The organism is Rahnella sp. AA (genome assembly GCF_002834385.1).
Taxonomy (GTDB): domain Bacteria; phylum Pseudomonadota; class Gammaproteobacteria; order Enterobacterales; family Enterobacteriaceae; genus Rahnella.
In genome coordinates, this window is sequence record NZ_PITQ01000016.1 from 1 (window position 1) to 20962 (window position 20962).

General features: G+C 54.0%; 18 protein-coding genes and 1 riboswitch. Of the genes, 8 read left to right on the forward strand and 10 right to left on the reverse strand.

The features are described 5' to 3' along the window. Positions 1-172: 172 nt before the first annotated feature. Both murI and btuB read right to left on the reverse strand, forming a co-directional pair. Positions 173-1054, reverse strand: a complete 882-nt coding sequence (gene murI / locus CWS43_RS24990; RefSeq protein WP_101079860.1) for a glutamate racemase — start codon at positions 1052-1054, stop codon at positions 173-175. Further along, positions 999-2861 (reverse strand): TonB-dependent vitamin B12 receptor BtuB, encoded by a 1863-nt coding sequence (gene btuB / locus CWS43_RS24995; RefSeq protein WP_101079861.1) that lies wholly within the window; start codon positions 2859-2861, stop codon positions 999-1001. Before btuB ends, murI begins: the two co-directional genes overlap by 56 nt. A gap of 68 nt (positions 2862-2929) precedes the next feature. Further along, a riboswitch (cobalamin riboswitch) is annotated at positions 2930-3204 on the reverse strand. 141 nt (positions 3205-3345) lie between these two features. On the opposite strand from btuB, the gene trmA reads away from it, so the two are divergent. After that, the gene (gene trmA, locus CWS43_RS25000) at positions 3346-4446 is read left to right on the forward strand and encodes a tRNA (uridine(54)-C5)-methyltransferase TrmA (RefSeq protein WP_101079862.1); all 1101 of its coding nucleotides are present in this window, start codon (positions 3346-3348) and stop codon (positions 4444-4446) included. Between the two features lie 66 nt (positions 4447-4512). Here trmA and CWS43_RS25005 read toward each other — a convergent pair whose 3' ends face one another. The 4 genes from CWS43_RS25005 to fabR form a co-directional block, all read right to left on the reverse strand. Further along, positions 4513-5652 (reverse strand): glycoside hydrolase family 105 protein, encoded by a 1140-nt coding sequence (locus CWS43_RS25005; protein WP_101079863.1) that lies wholly within the window; start codon positions 5650-5652, stop codon positions 4513-4515. A 29-nt stretch (positions 5653-5681) separates the two neighbouring features. Then, positions 5682-7268, reverse strand: a complete 1587-nt coding sequence (locus CWS43_RS25010) for an MFS transporter (RefSeq protein WP_101079864.1) — start codon at positions 7266-7268, stop codon at positions 5682-5684. A gap of 312 nt (positions 7269-7580) precedes the next feature. Then, positions 7581-7940 (reverse strand): YijD family membrane protein, encoded by a 360-nt coding sequence (locus CWS43_RS25015; protein WP_101079865.1) that lies wholly within the window; start codon positions 7938-7940, stop codon positions 7581-7583. Beyond that, the gene (fabR, locus tag CWS43_RS25020; RefSeq protein ID WP_101079866.1) at positions 7915-8595 is read right to left on the reverse strand and encodes an HTH-type transcriptional repressor FabR; all 681 of its coding nucleotides are present in this window, start codon (positions 8593-8595) and stop codon (positions 7915-7917) included. The genes CWS43_RS25015 and fabR overlap by 26 nt, the downstream gene beginning before the upstream one ends. A gap of 212 nt (positions 8596-8807) precedes the next feature. Between fabR and sthA the strand changes: the two genes are divergently transcribed. Next, positions 8808-10208: a Si-specific NAD(P)(+) transhydrogenase gene (gene sthA, locus CWS43_RS25025; RefSeq protein ID WP_101079867.1), complete on the forward strand. Its 1401-nt coding sequence runs from the start codon at positions 8808-8810 to the stop codon at positions 10206-10208. Here sthA and oxyR read toward each other — a convergent pair. Continuing rightward, entirely contained in the window at positions 10191-11114 is a 924-nt protein-coding gene (gene oxyR / locus CWS43_RS25030; protein WP_101079868.1) for a DNA-binding transcriptional regulator OxyR, read from the reverse strand. The two genes, sthA and oxyR, sit on opposite strands and share 18 nt — an antisense overlap. Before the next feature lie 160 nt (positions 11115-11274). Here oxyR and CWS43_RS25035 point away from each other — a divergent pair, with 160 nt between their 5' ends. From CWS43_RS25035 to CWS43_RS25060, 6 genes are all read left to right on the forward strand, one after another. Continuing rightward, the gene (locus CWS43_RS25035; RefSeq protein WP_101079869.1) at positions 11275-12036 is read left to right on the forward strand and encodes a glutathione peroxidase; all 762 of its coding nucleotides are present in this window, start codon (positions 11275-11277) and stop codon (positions 12034-12036) included. Positions 12037-12225: 189 nt separating this feature from the next. Further along, positions 12226-13248 (forward strand): LacI family DNA-binding transcriptional regulator, encoded by a 1023-nt coding sequence (locus CWS43_RS25040; protein WP_101079870.1) that lies wholly within the window; start codon positions 12226-12228, stop codon positions 13246-13248. Positions 13249-13362: 114 nt separating this feature from the next. After that, positions 13363-14748, forward strand: a complete 1386-nt coding sequence (locus CWS43_RS25045) for a Sapep family Mn(2+)-dependent dipeptidase (protein WP_101079871.1) — start codon at positions 13363-13365, stop codon at positions 14746-14748. A gap of 6 nt (positions 14749-14754) precedes the next feature. Next, entirely contained in the window at positions 14755-15075 is a 321-nt protein-coding gene (locus CWS43_RS25050) for a PTS fructose transporter subunit IIB (protein ID WP_101079872.1), read from the forward strand. Between the two features lie 36 nt (positions 15076-15111). After that, positions 15112-16347 (forward strand): PTS fructose transporter subunit IIC, encoded by a 1236-nt coding sequence (locus CWS43_RS25055; RefSeq protein WP_101079873.1) that lies wholly within the window; start codon positions 15112-15114, stop codon positions 16345-16347. A gap of 52 nt (positions 16348-16399) precedes the next feature. Next, entirely contained in the window at positions 16400-17470 is a 1071-nt protein-coding gene (locus CWS43_RS25060; protein ID WP_101079874.1) for an aminopeptidase P family protein, read from the forward strand. Between the two features lie 44 nt (positions 17471-17514). Here the strand turns inward: CWS43_RS25060 and argH are convergent, their stop codons facing one another. The 3 genes from argH to argC all read right to left on the reverse strand — a co-directional run bounded on the left by argH (position 17515) and on the right by argC (position 20902). Then, positions 17515-18891 (reverse strand): argininosuccinate lyase, encoded by a 1377-nt coding sequence (gene argH / locus CWS43_RS25065; protein ID WP_101079875.1) that lies wholly within the window; start codon positions 18889-18891, stop codon positions 17515-17517. Positions 18892-18993: 102 nt separating this feature from the next. Continuing rightward, positions 18994-19767, reverse strand: a complete 774-nt coding sequence (gene argB / locus CWS43_RS25070) for an acetylglutamate kinase (protein WP_101079876.1) — start codon at positions 19765-19767, stop codon at positions 18994-18996. A 130-nt stretch (positions 19768-19897) separates the two neighbouring features. Continuing rightward, entirely contained in the window at positions 19898-20902 is a 1005-nt protein-coding gene (argC, locus tag CWS43_RS25075) for an N-acetyl-gamma-glutamyl-phosphate reductase (RefSeq protein WP_101079877.1), read from the reverse strand. Positions 20903-20962 lie beyond the last annotated feature (60 nt).

Here is a 20962-nt window from a genome sequence, read left to right on the forward strand (position 1 = left end):
GAAGAGTCAAGAGATTATTCATTCGAACTTTCATCTTTTTCTCTTCCTGTCCGAGCGACTTGTCAGTCGTTGTTCCCGGTCAGTGGAGGCGCATTATAGGGAGTTCTCAGAAGGCCGCAACCCCTAAAATACAAATAATTTACTGACCGCTGAATCTTTCATCAAATGGCGTTTAAAGCGGCAATTCCTGGATACTTCTGAAGCCATATGACTGCAAAACAGGCAACAGACTTTGCGCCTCCGCCGTCATCGCCATGCAGTACGCCACACTCTCTATTTCAACTTCCGAATTTATTTGTGGAATCGGCACGTGAGAAGTCTCAATTAACCAATGTGCGCGGCGTGCAATCGCAGAACCGGAGTCGATAATACGCGTGCCGTCGGGTAAAACCTGTGACAACTCTTCCGAAAGGAGCGGGAAATGCGTGCAACCTAATACCACGGTGTCGGGCGGTTCGCGCAAACGCAGCCACGGATGCAGGATTTTCTTCAGCGCAGCCAGTGAAACTTCTTCGCCATGCAGCTTCGCTTCCGCCAGTTCGACCAGCTCGGCTGAGCCCAACATCAAAATCTGACAATCCGTCGCGAACCGTGCCACGAGATCATGCGTATAAGGACGCTGAACCGTCGCACGTGTTGCCAGCAACCCGACAACTCCGTTACGCGTTAATTTTGCTGCAGGCTTGATAGCCGGAACAACGCCGACGACCGGACAACTGAATTTGGCGCGCAATGCAGGAAGGGAAACGGTGCTCGCCGTGTTACAGGCAATGACAATAATAGAGAGGGGATGGCGTTTCGCGACGGCGCTGACAATCTCGACGACGCGCTCAACGATAAATTCTTCTGACTTTTCACCGTAAGGGAAGGCCACATTATCGAAGGCATAAATGTAATGCAGGTCCGGCAACATCTGCCGGACCTCATGATAAACCGACAACCCGCCGACGCCGGAATCGAAAACCAGCACCGTCGGGCGGTCAGGAACTCGGGTTGTATCAGAAGGTATAGCTTCCAGAGAGATAGTACTCACGTCCTGGTGTGGCGTAGCCATAAGCCGTCTCGTAATCTTTATCAAACAAGTTGGCAATTCTACCACGAACTGTCAGGTATGAGGTGACCGGATATGACGCGGCGAGATCCCACAGGCTGACACCGCCCAGTTTAACCGTCTGATAAGGATACGAACCGTAGTCGGTGTCGTAACGCTGCCCCAAATACTGGTAATTGATTGACCAGTCGATGTCAGCAATATTCCAGTCAATCTGGTATTTCGCCTGTTGCTTGGCACGACGGGCCAGAATTTCGTTGGTTTGCGCATCACGCGGGTCGAGATATTCCAGGGTAATCTGGTGTTGCAACGGACCGGTATCGAATGAACCTGTCCACTCGACACCTTTAATCGTCGCTTTCCCGATGTTGTAGTAGCTATAGGTAGAGTCGTTGTAAGCGATCATCTGATCGATGTCGTTACGATAGACTGACAAGCGCCAGTCGAGCGGCCCCGTCAGACCTTCCAGCCCCCCTTCCCATTGCTTGCTTTCTTCCGGCTTCAGATCAGGGTTGCCATAGTAGTCGCTGTAAAGCTGGCTCAGGTTCGGTGATTTGTACGCGGTGCCGTAAGAGGCAATCAGGCGATAGCCGTCAATGAATTCCCATGCTGCGCTGCTTTGCCAGGTCGTGTGCTGACCAAACTGCGAGTTGTCATCGCTGCGCACGGCGCCTTCCAGTGTGAAATCACTGATTTTTTGTTGCGTGGTCAGATAAACGCCGGTGTTGTGCTGATCATAGCCATCAGCCAGATAGCTGGTGCCCGGTTCAGTGGTTATTTTCTGCCAGTCCAGACCTGCACTGACTTCCCCTTTCCACACCTGCAGCGTGTTGCCCCATTGCACGTTGTACTGATCGGAGTCATCCAGCGAAGCGGAAGAGTCGTAAGGGCCGTATTTCGGATCGTAGTTATAGTCTTTGACGTGGCTGTAGCTGCCGGTTAGCTGCGTGGCATAAATGCCGTTCTGATAACGCAGACCGGTGTCGTACGTTCGGCTGTAAAGCTGGCGGGTATCGATAAGCGCGCTGCCTGGTGTGTAATAGGCATCATACGCGGTGCGGTTATCATAACCGTAAGCCCGCGCAAAACCGCTGATATCGTCATTAAACTGATGTTGCAGTGCCAGGTAGAGCGTTTTACTCATGAACCCGTCACGGTCTGGCTGCGGAACGCCGCCCGTATTGCCATCAGCCACAACATCAATGCCGCGCGTATAGGTGTAATCACCCGCCGCCGTCACCGTGGTGTTCTCACCCAGCTTCTGCTGCGTGGAACCGTTGTAGTTCTGATAACCGTTTGAGCCGATACCCGCGCCGAGCGTGGTGCCGTCTTTATCACGCGTAGTAATAATGTTAATGACACCGCCGATAGCATCCGATCCATATACAGCAGAACGTGGGCCGCGGATAAACTCAATGCGCTGAACCAATGAGAGAGGAATTTGACTGACATCGACGGAGCCGGAAATACCCGCCTGATTAAGACGTACACCATCCATTAATACTAAAGTATGGCTGGCATTGGTGCCACGGACAAATACCGAGGTCAGCTGGCCCATGCCGCCACTCTGGCTGATATCCACGCCGGGTAAACGACGAAGTACATCAGCAACAGATTTTGACTGCCAGCGGTCGATATCTTCACGCGTCACGACATCCGTCGGCGCTAATACAGAAGAAACCGGCTGGGGAAAACGGTTAGCCGTAACGACCAGATTATCACTGCTGTTTGTGGAAGTGCTGTCTTGCGCCCACCCTGAAAAAGCCGTGACGGATAATGCCGTCAGCAGCACGTGCTTTTTAATTGTCATGAATCGAGCATCCAAACTTAATTGGCGGATGCCGCAGAAAGACGCTGTCGTTTTCGCGACGACAGTGAACAATGCGACGTAATATCGGCAGGTTTTCGGACTTAGGATTTGCAGGCTTATTTATTACACGGCTTATTAATGACAAGACGCGTAATTCGAATACCTGCACCGGGCGATGACTTCCCATTCCTTCTTTCTTATCTATATAGAGAAGAAGAAAACAGTGTCTGCATAATAAAGAATGCTATCGCCGTGATTTCCCCATACCGCTGCGCGCCAGTTCCGGATTCACACCGGATTCCCTTTTAACTCAGTCAATGAGGCCGATGGGCAATCCTACGATCAACCCATTTGGAAATCCAGACATCCATCGCGGAGAAACAGCGTTCCCCTTAAAAAGACGACAGGGCTGGACATAATGAGGACATTCCCTACAATCCCCCGCAAAGTTCGCCCATTTATTCCTTGTTAGACGAGATAACCGATGACGCCTGAAAACCTGCCCATTGAACAATATGACGACCAGCTGGCGGAAAAGACCGCACGTCTCACGGCGATGATGTCGCCTTTTAATGCGCCGCAGCCTGACGTTTTTCGTTCTCCTGTCAGCCATTACCGCATGCGTGCCGAATTCCGCGTCTGGCATGATGAAGGCGACCTGTACCACATCATGTTTGATCAGCAGACCAAAGCCCGCGTGCGCGTCGACCAGTTCCCGGCGGCCAGCGAGCTGATAAATCGTCTGATGCCGGTGCTGATCAGCGCCGTGAAACAAGATCCGGCGCTGCGCCGTAAGATCTTCCAGATCGACTATCTTTCGACCCGCAGCGGCAAAATCATCGCATCGCTGCTCTACCACCGTAAGCTTGATGAAGAATGGCAGAAGTCCGCGACAATCCTGCGCGACCAGCTTCGCGCCGACGGTTTTGACATTCAGCTGATTGGCCGTGCAGCCAAAACCAAAATCATGCTGGATCAGGATTATGTTGATGAAGTTCTGCCGGTTGGCGGGCGCGATATGATTTATCGTCAGGTGGAAAACAGCTTCACCCAGCCAAACGCCGAGATGAACATTCAGATGTTGGAATGGGCGCTGAAGGCCACGGAAAACTCCACCGGCGATTTGCTCGAGCTGTATTGCGGCAACGGCAACTTCTCGCTGGCGCTGGCGCGCAATTTCCGCCGCGTGCTGGCAACCGAAATCGCCAAACCGTCGGTCGCCGCAGCGCAGTTCAACATTGCGGCAAACCATATTGATAACGTGCAGATTATCCGCATGGCGGCTGAAGATTTTACTCAGGCGCTGAACGGCGTGCGTGAATTCCGTCGTTTGCAGGATGTGGATTTAAGCGGATATGAATGCAACACGATTTTCGTCGATCCCCCGCGCAGCGGTCTGGATGATGAAACAGTGAAAATGGTGCAGGGCTACGAACGCATCCTTTATATCTCCTGCAACCCGGAAACGCTGTGTGCAAATCTGGAAACCCTGAGCCAGACACACCGCGTGACGCGTCTGGCGTTGTTCGATCAGTTCCCGTATACGCACCATATGGAATCCGGCGTTCTGCTGGAAAAAATCTGATTCAGCCGCGTTAAGCATGAAAACGGGCACCTCCGAGTGCCCGTTTCTCTTTCTGTTCCGTCAGTCTCAGAGGTAAACCCGCAGATATTCTGACAGGCACAGAATAGCCATCGCCTGCCCGTAAGGCATGGATGTCAGCGCAATTTCACGGTAGAAATCCAGATCAGAACCCATCGCCGTGCCAAATGAAGTTTGCGTCAGCTCCCCTGCCGGATTGATATGTTTGATCACGCCCTGGATCGCTTTCTCCGCCACCGGCGCATAAGACGCATCGATATAACGCTTGCGCACCGCTTTCAAGATTCCGTAGGCAAAACCGGCGGTAGCCGAGCTTTCGAGATAAGACTGCGGATCGTCGAGCAGCGTATGCCACAAACCGCTGTCATCCTGACATTTCGCCAGCGCGCTGACCTGGCTTTCCAGCACCTGCAATAAATAGCGGCGGGTCGCGTTATTTTCCGGTAAATCCACCAGCTCAAGGAATTCAGGAATGGCAATCGTCAGCCAGCTGTTTCCGCGAGCCCAGCGCGCCTGCGCAAAATTATGATGCCCGTCGAACGTCCAGCCGTGGAACCACAGGCCCGTTTCGCGATCCATCAGATACTGAACGTGAACCAGAAACTGGTACGTCGCTTCTTCCACAAACTCAGGCCGGTCCAGCAATTTCCCGATTTTTGCCAGCGGCAGCACGCTCATCATCAATGTGTCATCCCACATTTGCTGATGGTTTTCGTTGTTATAAACAATGTGCTGCATCGCACCTTTATCCGTGCGCGGCATTTCATACATCACCCATTCCGCCCAGCGCTCCAGATAGGGCCGCCATGCCGCATTACCGGTTTCTTCATAGCGGTAAGCCAGCGTCAGGAACGGGCTCATGGTATTTACGTTTTTCGTCGGCGTGCCTTCCGCCAGACGCGCGGTAAACCAGTCGTCAATCACCGCCCGCATTTTCTCGTCGCCGGTCTGCTGATAATACTGATAAATACCGTAAAGCCCGATGCCGTGCGTCCATTCCCAGCCCGCCCAGCCTTTGGTATCAATGACGCGGCCATCGTCGAGCCGCAACAGAAACTCCCCGGTTTTATCTTCGATATTCACCAGATTGTCCGTCACATTGTGGATCAATGCTTTCAGTTCATTGCGCGAAATGAAATGTTCCGGCTGGCGTAAAAGCGCACTGTGTTTCACTTCAAAAACTTTCATGGTGTTCTCCTGATAAATGTTCACCAAAATTACAAACGTCCCTGTGCCGGAATTTCGGCGGCATTTTCATGGGTCAGCTTTTCAGGTGGCGGATTATGACGATGCAGATAACCAATATTGTTGTTGCCCCACAGCGATTCGTATTTCATCCCTGTCAGCATTTCGACGGTCGCCCGATCTTCCGGCGTAATTTGCTCCGGCACGATGCGGTTTGCATCACGCATTTTCTGCGTTTCGCGGGTCAGCACGCCGTGCGTTTTCTGATTAAGGCGGAAGAACAGTGAAATCGTGAAGCCCATGCTGAGCATCAGCAGCGAACCGATCACCAGAACGCCGAGAATGGTATGACCGACGGCAGGCACCTGCTGGCTTTGTCCGGAAACAAATCCGGCAAGTTGCAGGATAATCCCCACCAGCATCACAGCACCGGCCTGCGAAGCTTTGCGAGTCAGCGTCATCACACCGGCGAAAATCCCCTCGCGGCGCTGGCCGGTAATGGTTTCATCGACATCGGCGATATAGGTGTAGATATTCCACGGCACGTAGTTGATCCCGCCACGCCCAAGCCCTGCCAGCGCAGAAATCAGCAGCAGTAACGACATCGAATCATTCATTCCGGTGTAATACAGCACACCGTAAGAAATCGCAGCCAGACCAAATAACGTCACGGCCAGACGATAGGACGGCGCAGGCCCGAAGCGGATACACAGCGGGATCATGCCGATTACCGCCACGAATTGCAGAATCGCCATCATGCCCATGAGATTGGAGGCAATCGCCGCGCTTTGCATCAGCACGAACACCACGTAATAGGTGAAGACGGCGTTAAACACGTCCTGCGCTATATATCCGCCAAGATACAAACCCAGATGCTGACGGAAAATCTTGATGCGCAGCGTCGAAGATAATTCCACTTTCAGGCGTTTCAGGCTTTGCGCCAGCGTCAGTTGCTGACGTTCGCGCTCAATTTTCTTCGTGGCTTCAGATTTAAGCTCCTCAGGCCGTTCCCAGGTGAAGAAATACACCAGCGTCAGCACGAAGGCGCAAATCACCGCAAAGACCAGGCTCGAATAGAAGAAGGAAATGGCGTTATCTTTGCCGAAATGCTGTAACAGAATACCCGGCAGGAAAGCCGCGAGGATGGCAGAAAGCTGCGCCAGCGCGATACGGGCCCCGGAGAATTTGGTTTTTTGTTTGAAATCGTCAGTCATTTCCGGCACCAGCGTTTCATACGGCACCAGAATCATGGTGTAAACGATATCGAACAGCAGATAGGTCAGCAGGTAATAGGCATATCCCATGTCGCCCACCCACATGAAGCTGTAGCTGAACACGCAGGGGATACCGAGAAGGATAAAGAACTTGCGGCGGCCAAAGCGCTTACCCAGCCAGGTATTGCCGAAATTGTCCGTGAGATAACCCATTAACGGGCTGAGCACGGCGTCGAGTACACGCGCTGTGGCGAAGATAAAGGTCGCTTCAATGGGCGAAAGGCCACAAAACGTGGTGTAGAAATAGAGCAACCACGCGGCGGTCAGAGCCGTGGTCCCCGCACCCAGAAAATCGCCAGACCCGTAGGCGATGTAATTAAAGAATCCGATCTTACGTGTTTTCATTGCCGTCCTGCCTCTGTTAAATCACCTATAGGCGTAGGCTGAATGCGAACGAAGAAACTTCGTCCGGCCATGATTCAAATTAACGAGGAGGCAGAATGAAAACCTTTTGGTTTTTGCCACTCAAACTGACTTTATGGCAAAGAAATAAAGAAGTGGGCGATCAATATCTAAATATTGAACATGGGTTTGATATTAATGAAATGACAGTTCATTAAATGATTAAAAAGAGAAATGGCGGGAAGGAGAAAATGATAAAGGATAAATAGAAAAGGCAATCCGCAGATTGCCTTATTTGAACATCAGACGTCGTTTTTACTGAGCAGAGGATTTGCGCTTTTTCAACTTCAGGCCAATCCAGAATACCAGTGCCACACAAATCAGCGACGGCAGGAAATTCGAGCCCAACTCAGGATACTCAGCCCTGACAATCGTGCTGTAAAGCAGCAGCCCCAGCAGGAAGCAGGCTGCAGCCAGCAACGGCAGCCCTTTCGGCATTTCACCTTTATGGTAGCGAACGTGCAGACAATAGACCGCTAACACCAGAGAAAGTATCGGAAAAATCGAAAACGCGACAACGGAACTGAATAGCGCATCGAAAGTGCCATTGATGGATAGCCCGGCAATCAGAGCCAAAACCAGAGTGCCATTATCCTGGTTCGGTTGTTCGGTCATCTTCTTTACCTCTGGTCTTATTATGAATTGGAGTCACCGCCGTTCTTTCCTGTTGCCGGCGATACCAGTAATACGCACCTTTGGAAATCATCCGCAACTGCAGCACCAGGCGTTCTTCTAACTGGCGGCGCTGTGCGATATCCACGTCCAGCGCTTCCGCACCGGCGTTGAAAACAATGATCACCATCGCTTCGGCCTGCGCTTCGGTAAAACTGCGCGGCATATGGTTTTCGAGTTGCAGATAGTCGGCAAGTTCCGCAATAAAATGCTGAATTTCGCGGGCGACGGCCGCACGGAATGCCGATGACGTGCCAGAACGTTCGCGCAACAGCAGACGAAAGGCGTTGGGGTTATTTCCGATGAACTCCATGAAAGTCGAAACCGACGTGCGGATCACGCTGCCGCCTTTGGCAATACGCTGGCGCGCCTGACGCATTAGCTGACGCAGCATCAAACCGCTTTCATCAACCATCGTCAGACCCAGTTCATCCACGTCACGGAAATGCCGGTAAAAGGACGTCGGCGCAATGCCCGCTTCACGGGACACTTCACGCAAACTCAGACTGGCGAAGCTGCGCTCGGCACTGAGCTGGCTAAAAGCCGCCTCAATCAGTGAGCGACGCGTGCGCTCTTTTTGTTGTGCTCTTACGCCCATAACATTCATCCGGATAATGTTCTTCTTTTTGATTATTCGCCCGTTACCGCTTCACTATACCAAAATTTTAACCGGGCGGAGCCATAGATACCGCAGCATAAAGTGGGTCTGAATGTTGCTGCATTACCATTAAATGACAACCACATGTGGGGTAAATAGGTGTAATATGTTACTTTCTCGTTGTGATTTTGTATAAAAATAGGTTTCGAACTATGCCACAGCACTCACATTTTGATGCCATCATCATTGGCTCAGGCCCTGGCGGAGAAGGCGCCGCGATGGGACTGGTTAAACAAGGCGCCCGGGTTGCTGTCATCGAACGCTATAACAACGTCGGTGGCGGATGTACTCACTGGGGTACCATCCCCTCCAAAGCATTGCGCCACGCCGTAAGCAGAATCATCGAATTTAACCAAAACCCGCTCTACAGTGATAATTCCCGTACCCTGAGTTCCAGTTTCCCGGACATTTTGCGTCATGCAGATTCTGTCATAAATCAGCAGACGCGCATGCGCCAGGGTTTTTACGAGAGAAACCAGTGCCAGCTGTTCTCGGGTGACGCCAGTTTTGTCGATGCCAACACGATCGACATCCGCTACGCGGATAACACACACGAACAAATTACCGCCGACAATATTGTGATTGCCTGCGGTTCACGTCCTTACCGCCCGGCTAACGTCGATTTCGGTCACCCGCGCATTTATGACAGCGACCTGATCCTCGAACTGAACCACGAACCCCGCCACGTCATCATTTATGGCGCGGGCGTTATCGGCTGCGAATATGCGTCTATCTTCCGCGGTCTGAACGTTAAAGTGGATTTAATCAACACCCGCGACCGCCTGCTGTCTTTCCTCGATCAGGAAATGTCAGACGCCCTTTCCTATCACTTCTGGAATAACGGTGTGGTCATCCGCCACAACGAAGAATTCGAGATGATCGAAGGCGTGGAAGACGGTGTGATCATGCACCTGAAATCCGGTAAAAAAGTGAAAGCCGACGCCCTGTTGTACGCCAACGGACGCACCGGTAACACGGACAAACTGGGTCTGGAAAATATTGGTCTGGAAGCCGACAGCCGCGGTTTGCTCAAAGTAAACAGCATGTACCAGACAGCGTTGTCGCATATTTATGCCGTCGGCGACGTCATTGGCTATCCGAGTCTGGCTTCAGCGGCTTACGACCAGGGCCGCATTGCCGCACAGGCGATGATTCAGGGCGAAGCGAAAGTGCATCTGATCGAAAACATTCCGACTGGCATTTATACCATTCCTGAAATCAGCTCCGTCGGCAAAACCGAGCAGGAACTGACGTCCATGAAGGTGCCTTACGAAGTGGGCCGTGCGCAGTTCAAACATCTGGCCCGCGCGCAAATCGCCGGAATGAATGTGGGGAGCCTCAAGCTGCTGTTCCATCGTGATACCAAAGAAATTCTGGGTATTCACTGCTTTGGAGAGCGTGCGGCGGAAATTATCCATATCGGTCAGGCCATTATGGAACAGAAAGGCGAAGGCAATACTATCGAGTATTTCGTTAATACGACCTTCAACTATCCGACCATGGCAGAAGCTTATCGCGTAGCGGCACTGAACGGATTAAACCGCCTTTTTTAAGCCCGCGGCTTTATCCATATAAGGTTGCATGTGCTCTTTGATGGCTTCGGCCAGTTGTTCATAGCGCCCGCGCAGTGGCGAACCGGGACGATACACCAGCGCGATTGTGCGACGGGGTTCCGGTTTGTCACATGTCAGATACGTGACGCCATCGCGGCTGCGCTCATTCGGCACCGCCAGCGAAGGCAGCAGGGTAATACCACTTCCCGCCGCGACCATATTACGCAGCGTTTCCAGGCTGGTCGCGCGGAAGTGAGTATCTTCATCTGCCCCGGCCTGGAAGCAAAAACCCAGCGCCTGATCGCGCAGGCAGTGTCCGTCCTCAAGCATCAGCAGCTTTTCACCCGCCAGATCCGCCATTGCAACACGCTCGCGCGATGCCCACGGATGATCGTCGTAAATCGCCAGTTTCATCGGCTCATCAAACAGCGGAACCTCGATAAAGGCTTCGCTTTCTTTGACCAGCGCCAGGATCGCACAATCAAGCTTACCGCTGTCGAGTTGTGCAAGTAGCTGGTGGGTTTGCGCTTCATGCAGATACATTTCGAGTTTAGGGAATGTTTTATGCAGTGAAGGAATGATTTGCGGCAACAGATAAGGCCCGACGGTAGGAATTAGCCCGATATGCATCGGCCCGGACATCGCTTCGCCCTGCTGGCTGGCCATCTCTTTGAGGACTTTCACTTCACGCAATACGGTGCGGGCCTGGTCGACCAACAGTAAACCGGCTTGCGTAAACAGCACTTTACGGCTGGTTCTTTCGAGCAACATGACACCCAGTTCGTCTTCCAGCTTGCGGATCTGCCCGCTCAGCGTTGGCTGACTGACATGGCATGAATCTGCGGCACGACGAAAATGACGGAACTCGGCGAGAGCCACCAGATATTCTAAATCACGAATGTTCATTTTTCCTCCAGCCTCTCTAAGGCAATGCGATAGCTGTTAACGATAGATAAGATAGCAACCAACGATTATATCTATCAAGAGTTATCGTTAATAATGCTTTCCAACGAAAAAGCACTGTCGAAAATACTTTCTATTTTATTGATTAATTAAGAGGTTATTCATGTTTGCAAGCCAGGAAGGGAAACACGTACCGCACGTTACTTTTCACACCCGCCAGGGCGATCAATGGGTAGATCTCAGTACGGATGAATTGTTCAAAAATAAAACAGTCATTGTCTTTTCACTGCCGGGCGCATTCACCCCGACATGTTCCTCGAGCCACCTGCCGCGTTATAACGAGCTGGCTCCGGTGTTCAAAAGCCACGGAGTGGACAGCATTCTGTGTGTTTCCGTAAACGACACCTTTGTCATGAACGCCTGGAAATCAGAGCAGAAGGCATCGAACATTACCTTTATTCCGGACGGCAACGGTGAATTCACCAAAGGCATGGACATGCTGGTCGAGAAAGCGGATTTAGGTTTCGGCCCGCGTTCATGGCGTTATTCCATGCTGGTACGTAACGGCGTGGTCGAGAAAATGTTCGTTGAACCAAACAAGCCGGGCGACCCGTTTGAAGTGTCAGATGCAGACACAATGCTGAAATACCTGGCACCAGAATACAAAGTGCAGGAGTCGGTTTCCGTATTCACCAAACCGGGCTGCCCGTTCTGCGCCAAAGCCAAACAGATGTTGCAGGAACGCGGTATTCAGTATGAAGAAATCGTACTGGGCAAAGACGCCACCACCGTCAGCCTGCGCGCTGTCACCGGCCGGGCGACCGTGCCGCAAGTCTTTATCGGCGGACGCCACATTGGCGGAAGCGACGATCTGGACGTTTACCTGCATTCAGAAACACAAGAAGTGTGCGAAGTTGCACAATAAGCTTCACCGGAAACAGCTGTAAGAAGTAAGACGATAATCCCTGCATTACCAACAAAAAAGCAAAGTTAGACTACGTGAACTTTCGGCGGGCTTAGTGCCCGCCATTTTTTATTTCTGCGATCTCAGCCCGTTTTTTCCCGACCTTCTCCTGCAACACTTTGCGGCCAACGGATCCCGGATGGCAGGACGATGACGGCGCAAAAGCCCCGCACTAAAATCACTCAGCAGGATGTCGCACGCCTGGCAGGCGTTTCCGTTGCTGCGGTTTCGCTGGTGCTCGGCGGTAAAGGAAGGATATCCCCCGAAGGCGTGGAGCGCATTTATCAGGCCATCGACCAGCTCGGTTATCGTTTACCGGCCACACCGCCAGTCGCGCCTTTCACACGAACAGGCATTCTGCTTTCGCCGGATTGCGCTTTCGCCGCCGGTTTACTCCCCGAATTGTCCCGTGCGCTGCAGCAGATCGGATTCATACTTTTACCGTGCTACGCCGATGCAAACACGCTTCTGGAACACGCCGCGCAACTTCTGGCGCAGGACGTGCGCGGGATTTTCGTGTGCGGGAAATTACTCAATGCGCAGCCTGATGCGCTGAAAGCCCTCCATGCTCGGGCGACGGCGCGGCATGTGGCGCTGACCGGCGTCGGCACGCATTTCCATACCGGTCCGCTCGCGACAATTCATCCCGACAACGCGCTGGCCGCACACATGGCAACGGACGCGTTGCTTCAACAGCAGCACCAGAATATTGGTTATCTCGGCGGGGAGAATCATTCACTGGTTCGCGCCGAGCGGCTGGGCGGCCTTTCCCTCGCGCTCGGGAAAGCCGGTCTGGCGTTTTCCGCATCGTTAAGTCAGCCCTGCGCAGCAACATTTGACGACAGCTTCCGCGCAGTCACTCAGCTGATCAAACAAAGCCCCAAAATTTCCGCAATTCTTTGCGACAACCCGACGGTGTTACTGGCCGCGCACCACGCGCTGGCCGAAGGTTTGCAAACGTCCCGGTGGCGGCTGTTCTCGCGCCGCATCGCGCTGACCGGTTTCGGCGAGTGCGAACATTCCCTGAAACTGGCTTTGCCGCTGGTTGCCGCTCGTCATGCCGCGATGGCGGCGTGCGCAGTGGAATGCCTGCATGCGCAGCTGGCCGGAGAAACATTATTGCCTGACGACCCGCGTCTGAAGGTATCTCCGGCGTTTCTCGCTTCTGCTTAAAAAAACCGGCGAAAAATTTTACCCGTTTTATTTATCAATTCTGAACCCTGCCTTTTGACGGTTTTTCCGCCAGCCCCAATGCTGTGACCATTGTTTTTCGGAGGGTTAACGTCAATGACTGACTTCGCAGCGCATGCCCGGGAGCGGGCGCAGCATTTCCTCACCTTACTCGCCCAGTGGGTGGCGATCCCTTCGCCGTTCGACACAGCCAGCCAGCAGCCGGATGCGCCTTTTGGCCGTGGCGTTGCCGACGCGCTCAGCTGGTGGCAAAAACTCGGCGACGACGCCGGGCTGAACACGCTCAATGTCGACAACCACGCCGTCCATATTGAATACGGCAGCGGCGAGGAAATCGTGTATGTCTTCGGTCACGCTGACGTAGTTCCCGCCGGTGACGGCTGGTATTTTCCGCCGTATCAGCTCTCCCGTCTGGGCGACAATCTGATCGGGCGCGGCGTCGTGGATGACAAAGGCCCGATGATTGCCGCCTGGCTGGCGCTGGATATTCTGCGTGAACTGAATCTTCCTCTCTCACGCCGCATCCGGCTGGTGGCGGGTGGCAACGAAGAGACCGGTTTCCGCTGCATTCGCCGCTATTTTGAATCGCAGCCGCAACCTGCTTTTGCTTTCACGCCTGACGGAAAGTTCCCGGTGATTTACGGCGAAAAGGGCTCTTTGCTGGTCACGCTGACGTCGCCGGTTGAACAGCCTGATTTGACCGTGTCCTGCGGCAGTGTGCTGAACACCATCCCGGACGTCGCCCGGCTGAACGGATTGTCGCTCTCCTCCGGCGGCTGGACGTTACCCGACGGTTTTACGTTGCTGGCCGAGCCGGGGCAAATTAATCACTGGCAGCTTTATGGTCGCGGCGGGCACTCCTCAAAACCAGAAGCCTGTCTGAATCCGATTGCGGGTGCCGCACAACTGCTTCATCAGCGTTTCAGCGCACGCTGGACACAACAACTTTGCGAAATCACCGCGCCAGAAACCGGCCAGAGCGGCGTGCAATTCGCGCTGGATACGCCGGGAGAATGCGGTCAGATCCGGCTGGTTCCCGTCGTCCTGAACATCGAAAACGGGGTGATGTCGCTGACGCTGAACGTCCGTTATCCCGAAAACCTGCCCCCGGAAAACATCGCTGAACGGCTCACGATCTGGAACCTCAGCTGGCCTGACAGCCACATCAACATTGAGCCGGTCAAATCACCGAGCCTTTATCCGCCGGACAGCGCGCTGGTGAAGACGTTGCACGAGATTTACACCCGTCATACCGGCGATACAAACCACCCGTCGCGCACCACCGGCGCAGGCAGTTACGCCAGCGCAATGCAAAACGCGGTGATTTTTGGCTGCGAATTTCCCGACGGGTCTTCCGGCAATACACACGGCGCGGACGAATACGGCAGCCTGAGCCGTTTTATCAGCGCCATCGGCATCTACGCCGAAGCCCTTTACCGGCTGGCAAATCTGCCCGCCGCTCCTTCCGATAACACGAGGTAATTCACGATGTCTGCAAAAAAACTGATTGCGCTGTGCGCCTGCCCGATGGGTCTTGCTCATACCTTTATGGCCGCCGAAGCCATTGAAGTCGCCGCCCGCCAGCGCGGTTATGACGTGAAAATTGAAACGCAGGGTGCCGACGGTATTCAGAACGAACTGACGGCAGAAGATATCGCGCAGGCCACAATCATCATCCACGCTACCGGCGTTACGCCGCAAAACATCGAGCGTTTTAACGGCGTCGAAGTGTATGAAGTTGAACTGAAAGATGCGGTGAAAAATGCCGGCGGCCTGATTGATGAGATTGAAGCCGATCAGGCTCAGTGACCCCACTTTTGCTTTTTTAAGCGCAAGGCGTTTTCCGTGGCGATAAGAAAAAGAGTCATTAATACCGGTCACAGCCAGGCGTCTGACACGCCGTCTGCGGGGCCGGCGGGTAAAGGCCAGAGCCATGCCTGGAAAGAATTCAGCAAACACATCATGACCGGCATTTCCTACATGATCCCGGTGCTGATCATGGGCGGTCTGATTGGCGCGCTGTCGCAAATCATTCCTTATGTTTTTCTGGGAATGTCGCCGGACGAATCCATCATGGCGGCGCTCAACAGCGGGCGCTACAGCGGCAGTTCTGTCTGGATGTTGCAAATCGCCAGCATCATGGAAAGCTTCGGTTTCACGCTTTTTGGCTTCGCTATTCCGATGTTCGCAGCATTTACCGCCAACTCCATCGGCGGCAAAACGGCGCTGGCGGCCGGGTTTATCGGCGGTTATGTCTCGATTAAACCTGTCGCCATTCCGGCACTGATCAATGGTGAATGGGCCGCCGCTGCGCCGGTCGCTTCGGGCTTTCTGGGTGCTATCGTGATTGCCTTCGTCGTGGGCTATTTTGTCCGCTGGCTGAACAACACCATCAAACTGCCGCACAACTGGCTGGCGTTCAAAACCACCTTTTTCATCCCGCTGATTTCCGCGATTGTCGCGATGTTGCTGATGGTTTTCCTGATAACCCCCATCGGCGGCTGGCTGAACACGCTCATCCGTGAAGCGTTGCAGGCCGCAGGCGCGGCGGGCACATATTTCTACGCAACCTTACTGGCAGCGGCGACGGCGTTTGATCTCGGCGGTCCGGTGAACAAAGCCGCCGGATTCGTGGCTCTCGGCTTTACGACGGAAAAAGTGTTGCCGATCACCGCGCGCTGTCTGGCGGTCGTTATTCCGTCGTTCGGTCTCGGGCTGTCGACGGTGATCGACAAATGGCTGGTCGGGCGGCGTGTTTACGATCGCCAGTTCAACCAGATTGGCCGCACCGCGATTTTCCTCGGTTTTATGGGGATTTCGGAAGGGTCTATTCCGTTTGCGCTCGAACGTCCCGGGTTTGTGATCCCGGTGTACGTGATCGGGGCCATTATCGGCGCGCTGCTGGGGGTTTCGCTCGGCGCGGTGCAATGGTTCCCGGAATCCGCGATCTGGGCATGGCCGCTGATCAGCAACATTCCGGCCTATCTTATTGGTCTGGCAGGCGGTTCGCTGTTTATCGCCGTGACCTGCGTGTTCTACCGTAATCGTCTGATCAAAAAAGGCTTACTCGAAATCGCCTGATCGCCATCCTGACAGGGCGCACCCGCGCCCTGTTCTGCTCACGAGAGGAAACATGAGCCGTCAGCAACGCCTTAATGTCCTGCGCCAGCACATGGCAGAACATCACATGTCCGCCGTTTTACTCACAGACAGATTCAGCAAATATTCGCTGGCTGATCTCTACAGCGCGTCCGGCTACGTGCTGGTCACCGCAGACAACCTGCTGATGCTGGTCGATGGCCGCTACAGCGCCGAATGCCGGCAGAACAATCCCAACACAGAAGTCGTCACGCTCACCGCAAAACTTCCGCTGGCAGAGATTCTTGCGCAGCATATTTCCGGTGATGGAACGCTGTTTGCCGATGCCAGCGCGCTGTCTCATCTGGCCTGGAAAACGCTGGAAAGCCAGTGCAACGCGCCGCTGCAACACTGGGACGCATCGGTTCTGCGTGTGCATAAATATGCCGATGAAATCGTGATAATCCGTGAAGCGGCGGCGATTGCCGATCGCGCCTTGCAGGCCGTAAAGCCGCTGATCCGGCCAGGTATCAGCGAGAAAGCGCTGGCGGATCATATAGAAATGGCGGTCCGTCAGGCCGGTGGCAGCAAAACGTCGTTTGATACCGTGGTGGTCTCCGGCCTGCGCGGCGCATTGCCACACGGGCGTCCGACGGATAAAAAGCTCGCAGCAGGTGAATTAGTGACGATTGATTTTGGCGCGGTCTGCCAGCATTACTGTTCCGATATGACGCGGACATTCGCACTGGGCAGCGTCAGTTCAGAACTGAAAACGTTATACGACACGGTACTTCTCGCCCAGCAGTCCGCTCGCGACGCCGTCAGGCCGGGAATTCGTTGTCAGGAACTTGATGCCGTGGCGCGCGATATTATTTCTGCGGCCGGATTTGGCGAGTACTTCAGCCACAATCTGGGGCATGGATTAGGGCTCGATGTCCACGAAGCCCCGACGCTCAGCCCGCAAAATACGCAACCGCTGGAACCAGGCATGGTGATCACCATCGAACCGGGCATTTATGTTCCGGGTCTGGGCGGTGTGAGGATTGAGGATGATGTTCTGGTAACAGAAAGCGGCAGCGAAGTGCTGACGAAAAGCCCGCGGGAATGGGAGGAGATGAGTGAGTGATGGGAATTTCTCCCCCGGTTCTGCGGGGGAGAAAAACTGAAAACTTACAGCCCTAAACGCGCTTTCGCATCGGCGATTGCCTGTGCGACTTGTTGCGGAGAAACACCGCCTTTGGCTGCACGTTTGTCGAGGCAGGATTGCAGTTCAAGGATCGGATAAACGTCGTCGCCGATCACGCTGCTGAATTTCTGCAAGTCAGCCAGCGTTAAGGCTTCCAGCGCTTTACCTTGTCTGATGGCTTCAACCACGGCTTCACCGACAATGTGGTGTGCTTCGCGGAACGGCACACCTTTGGCAACCAGATAATCCGCCAGTTCGGTGGAGTTCGCGTAACCCTGCTGCGCGGCTTCTTTGGCACGCGGGCGTTTCACCTGAATGCCATCCAGCACCAGCGACGCCATGTTCAGGCAATCCATCCAGGTGTCGAGCGCGTCGAACAGCCCTTCTTTGTCTTCCTGCATGTCTTTGTTGTACGCCAGCGGCAGACCTTTCATGGTCATCATCATGCCGGTCAGCGCGCCCTGAACACGGCCACATTTACCGCGGATCAGTTCCAGCGCATCCGGGTTTTTCTTTTGTGGCATCAGGGAAGAACCGGATGTCACGCGGTCGGACAAATCAATAAACGCCGCTTCGCCGGTGTTGAAGAAAATCAGATCTTCGGCGAAACGGGAAAGGTGAACCATGCTGATTGCAGCGTTGGACAGCAGCTCCAGCACGTGGTCGCGGTCGGAAACGCTGTCGAGGCTGTTGCGGGTCGCAGAAGCAAAACCTAACCAGCCCGCCAGTTGCTCGCGATCCATCGGATACGCGGTACCGGCCAGTGCGCCACAACCCAGCGGGCTGACGTCCAGACGGGTCAGGGTATCTTTCAGACGGCTTTCATCACGCGCCAGCATTTCCACATACGCCATACACCAGTGCGCAAAAGTCACCGGCTGCGCGCGTTGCAGGTGCGTGTAACCCGGCATCACGGCATCCTGATTAGCTTCGGCAGTGGCGACCAGCGCCTGTTGCAGATGATGCAGCGCATCGCCCAGTTCAACCACCTGCGCTTTACACCACAATTTGATGTCAGTTGCGACCTGATCGTTACGGCTGCGGCCGGTGTGCAGTTTCTTGCCGAGATTGCCGACTTTGTCGATCAGCTTGCCTTCAACCCAGCTGTGAATATCTTCTGCGTCGCTGGCTAAAATAGCGCGCGGATTGGCACGGACTTCTTCCAGCAGAATGTTCAGCGCTTCTTCGAGCTGAACTTGTTCATCAGCGGTTAACACATTCACGGTCACCAGCGCTTTGGACCAGGCGACGGAGCCCACAATATCCTGCTCTGCCAGCCGGTAGTCGAAACGCAGTGAGTCATTGAGTTCTTTAAACCGCTGATCTGCTGCCTGAGTAAAACGTCCGCCCCAAAGTGCCATTTTCCTGCTCCTGAATTTTTTTATGCAAAAGGGCGCAAACTGCTGCGCCCTGACAAAAGTGTGTACCAAATGCGCCAGACCTTAAATCTGCCGAAGGGCAAACTACGCCAGAATGCGTGTGCCGATCGCGACGCCGTTAAAGAGTGCCGGTAACTGCTCGGCGTGACGCCAGCTGGCGATATCCACCGGGCGTCCGAGAGAACGTGCGGCGTCGAGCGCAGCATGAACTTTGACGATCATACCGTCAGTAATAATGCCCTGTTCAATCAGATGTTCAGCTTTCTCCGCACTCATTTCCGGAATGCGCTGGCCTTTGCCATCGAGAATGCCGCTGACGTCTGACAGCAGAATCAAATCCGCTCCCAGCGTCGCCGCCAGTGCCGTCGCGGCCTGATCGGCGTTGACGTTCATCAGCTCGCCTGCTTCGGTGATACCGATAGAGCTGACAATCGGCAGATAGCCCGCAGAGGTCAGGGTATTGATCAGCGCAGGATTGCCCGCTTCGGCTTTACCGACGAAGCCCAGAGATTCATCCAGTTGAGTTACGCTGACCGTGCCGCCATCAGCCAGAGACAGGCCAACGGCGTTAATGTGGTTTTTCACCGCCCACGCCAGCAGGGTTTTGTTCGCGCTGCCCGCCAGTGCGCCGGTAATAATGTCAATCTGATCGGCCGGCGTCACACGCAGACCGGCTTTTTTGACGACAGGAAGATTTAGCTTTTTCATCAGCTCATCAACCAGGCAGCCGCCACCGTGAACGATCACCAGCGGGCGATGATATTCCTGACGATAAGCCACGACCGCCATGAACAGGCGCTCAAGTGCTTCTTCATTATCCAGCAACACACCACCTAACTTGATGACTAACGGATTCATAGCTGTTCGCGCCTCGACCGATTGATTATGTTAATTAATAACAATGCGTTTAATTTAATCTACCATCCCTGAACGTCTGAATAAACGCTCAGGGACGCGTGTTTTCTGTTTGCTGACAATCTGAGGATTGTTAAAGCAGGGATTGTGTTTCCGGGAAGCCAAAGCGGATATTCATGCACTGCACTGCCTGCGCTGATGCACCTTTCAGCACGTTATCTTCCGTCGCCACCACAATCAGATGCTCGCCTTTCACCGCGAAGCCGATATCACAGAACGGCAGGCCGACCACGTCTTTGAGCGCCGGAACACCTTTGGTGTACAGACGCACCAGCGGTTTGTCGTGATACGCATTGTGGAAAGCCTCCGCCACATCCTGCTCCGTCACACCCGCCTTCAGACGGCAGGTAATAGTCGCGAGAATACCGCGCGGGAAGTTACCCAGATGTGGCGTGAAAATCACCGGCACGCCAAGATGCTCGGCGATTTCCGGCTGATGGCGATGGCTGAAAAGTTTGTACGGCTGAAGGCTGACTTCACAGAAGCTGTTGCCCAGCGTGGCTTTACGCCCTGCACCGCTGACGCCGCTGGTGGCGTTGATCACCGGCCACTGGCTGTCATTGAGCAAACCGTTTTCGATAAGCGGTTTCAGCGCCAGCTGTGAGGCGGTCGGGTAACAACCCGGCACGGCAATCAGCTGCGCATCTTTTAATTTGTCAGCCTGCCATTCGGCCAGGCCGTACACGGCTTTGTCGAGCAAATCGAGATGCTGATGCTCAAAGCCGTAAAATTCGGTATAGAACTCAGGTTTGCTGACGCGGAAAGCACCGGACAGATCGAACACCACACAACCGGCCGCCAGAAACTGCGGCGCTAAATCGTGGCTGACTTCATGCGCGGTCGCCAGAAACACCACATCGACGCCTTTCGCTGCTTCCGCCACGTCTTTCAGTGGCAAAACAGGCAGATCGACGATGCCTTTCAATTGAGGGTGCAAATCGGAAAGCAATTTTCCTGCATCTGCACTTTGCGCTGAAACCGTTAAACCGGTTATGTTCATATGTGGGTGGCGGTTCAGATAGGCCGCGAGTTCAGCTCCGGCGTAACCTGTGGCACCAACAATCAGCGTATTCAACATAGGGTCTGTTCACCTTCTCAATTTTGGGTAAGGAGCCGGATAATTATTCTGGTTTCCTTA

Bases quoted from the DNA above. Each gene is read 5' to 3' on its own strand.
- CWS43_RS25005 (WP_101079863.1), bottom strand. From the start codon at position 5,652: ATGAAAGTTTTTGAAGTGAAACACAGTGCGCTTTTACGCCAGCCGGAA.
- CWS43_RS25035 (WP_101079869.1), top strand. From the start codon at position 11,275: ATGTTTGCAAGCCAGGAAGGGAAACACGTACCGCACGTTACTTTTCAC.
- oxyR (WP_101079868.1), bottom strand. From the start codon at position 11,114: ATGAACATTCGTGATTTAGAATATCTGGTGGCTCTCGCCGAGTTCCGT.
- CWS43_RS25015 (WP_101079865.1), bottom strand. From the start codon at position 7,940: ATGACCGAACAACCGAACCAGGATAATGGCACTCTGGTTTTGGCTCTG.
- CWS43_RS25010 (WP_101079864.1), bottom strand. From the start codon at position 7,268: ATGAAAACACGTAAGATCGGATTCTTTAATTACATCGCCTACGGGTCT.
- argH (WP_101079875.1), bottom strand. From the start codon at position 18,891: ATGGCACTTTGGGGCGGACGTTTTACTCAGGCAGCAGATCAGCGGTTT.
- fabR (WP_101079866.1), bottom strand. From the start codon at position 8,595: ATGGGCGTAAGAGCACAACAAAAAGAGCGCACGCGTCGCTCACTGATT.
- CWS43_RS25040 (WP_101079870.1), top strand. From the start codon at position 12,226: ATGACGGCGCAAAAGCCCCGCACTAAAATCACTCAGCAGGATGTCGCA.
- CWS43_RS25060 (WP_101079874.1), top strand. From the start codon at position 16,400: ATGAGCCGTCAGCAACGCCTTAATGTCCTGCGCCAGCACATGGCAGAA.
- CWS43_RS25050 (WP_101079872.1), top strand. From the start codon at position 14,755: ATGTCTGCAAAAAAACTGATTGCGCTGTGCGCCTGCCCGATGGGTCTT.
- CWS43_RS25045 (WP_101079871.1), top strand. From the start codon at position 13,363: ATGACTGACTTCGCAGCGCATGCCCGGGAGCGGGCGCAGCATTTCCTC.
- argB (WP_101079876.1), bottom strand. From the start codon at position 19,767: ATGAATCCGTTAGTCATCAAGTTAGGTGGTGTGTTGCTGGATAATGAA.
- argC (WP_101079877.1), bottom strand. From the start codon at position 20,902: ATGTTGAATACGCTGATTGTTGGTGCCACAGGTTACGCCGGAGCTGAA.
- trmA (WP_101079862.1), top strand. From the start codon at position 3,346: ATGACGCCTGAAAACCTGCCCATTGAACAATATGACGACCAGCTGGCG.
- btuB (WP_101079861.1), bottom strand. From the start codon at position 2,861: ATGACAATTAAAAAGCACGTGCTGCTGACGGCATTATCCGTCACGGCT.
- sthA (WP_101079867.1), top strand. From the start codon at position 8,808: ATGCCACAGCACTCACATTTTGATGCCATCATCATTGGCTCAGGCCCT.
- murI (WP_101079860.1), bottom strand. From the start codon at position 1,054: ATGGCTACGCCACACCAGGACGTGAGTACTATCTCTCTGGAAGCTATA.